The sequence below is a fragment of the Mesorhizobium sp. M2A.F.Ca.ET.039.01.1.1 genome (assembly GCF_003998035.1).
Taxonomy (GTDB): Bacteria; Pseudomonadota; Alphaproteobacteria; order Rhizobiales; family Rhizobiaceae; genus Mesorhizobium.
This window is the reverse complement of sequence record NZ_RZRY01001209.1, coordinates 1-1,166: the sequence shown is the minus strand read 5'-3', so window position 1 is coordinate 1,166 and position 1,166 is coordinate 1. Positions and strand designations below refer to the sequence as shown.

At 60.4% G+C, this 1,166-nt stretch carries 1 protein-coding gene; it reads left to right on the top strand.

Annotated elements, in window-relative coordinates:
- A partial coding sequence (locus EOA24_RS38690) for a Tn3 family transposase (protein WP_145992579.1) occupies positions 1 to 967 on the top strand: 967 nt, incomplete at its 5' end.
- Between the last annotated feature and the right edge of the window lie 199 nt (positions 968 to 1,166).

The following is a 1,166-nucleotide window of genomic DNA, read 5'->3' as shown; positions in this document are numbered from 1 at the left end:
GGCGCTGGCCGTGGTTGTAGCTGCCCAGGGCAAATTGCCTATGTCGCGGTTCTGGGGCATGGGAATGACAGCATCGAGCGATGGCCAGTTCTTTCCGTCGGCGCGGCAGGGCGAGGCCATGAACATGGTCAACGCCAAATATGGCGCCGATCCCGGCCTCAAGGCTTACACTCATGTAAGCGACCAGTTCGCGCCGTTCGCTTCACAGACGATTCCAGCTACAGTCAGCGAGGCGCCGTACATTCTCGATGGCCTTCTGATGAACGAGGTCGGCCGCCAGGTTCGCGAGCAGTATGCCGATACGGCCGGGTTCACCGATCATCTGTTCGGGACCAGCGCCATGCTCGGCTACCGGCTTGTCCTGCGCATCCGGGACCTGCCATCGAAGCGGCTGTACGTGTTCAATCCCGCCGCAACGCCCAAAGAATTACGCAACCTAGTAGGCGGCAAAATCCGCGAAGAACTGATCGTTGCGAACTGGCCTGACCTTTTCCGCTGTGCCGCCACCATGGCCGCCGGCAAGATCAGGCCCAGCCAGCTCCTGCGCAAGCTCGCTTCCTACCCGCGCCAAAACGATCTCGCGGTCGCGCTGCGCGAGGTCGGCCGTATCGAACGCACACTCTTTATTATTGAGTGGATCCTTGACACGGACATGCAGCGGCGCGCCCAGATCGGGCTCAACAAGGGTGAGGCCCACCATGCCCTCGAGAACGCGCTACGTATCGGTCGCCAGGGTGAAATCCGCGATCGCACGGCAGAGGGACAACATTACCGGATCGCCGGCCTCAACCTCCTGACCGCGATTATCGTCTATTGGAATACCGTCCATCTCGGCCATGCCGTCGCAGAGCGGCGGAACGATGGGCTCGACGTGCCGCCCGAGCTTCTGGCCCACATATCCCCGCTGGGCTGGGCGCACATCCTGCTGACTGGCGAGTATCTGTGGCCCAAGGAGAAAAACGCTTAGAGTGTCATTTCGCCCTCAGCCGGAACCGACCCCGTTCACGGGGTTCACTCCATTGCCGGGTCAGTTCTCAGTGAAAATCAACATTCCTGCCACCATAAAACTCTTTCCGCCGCCTTTCGACAGATGTCCGAGTAGAATTTAACCGGCATCCTCGATCGTGCACCCAGCGTCCGCGAAACAGCCACCCGCTATCTCATGT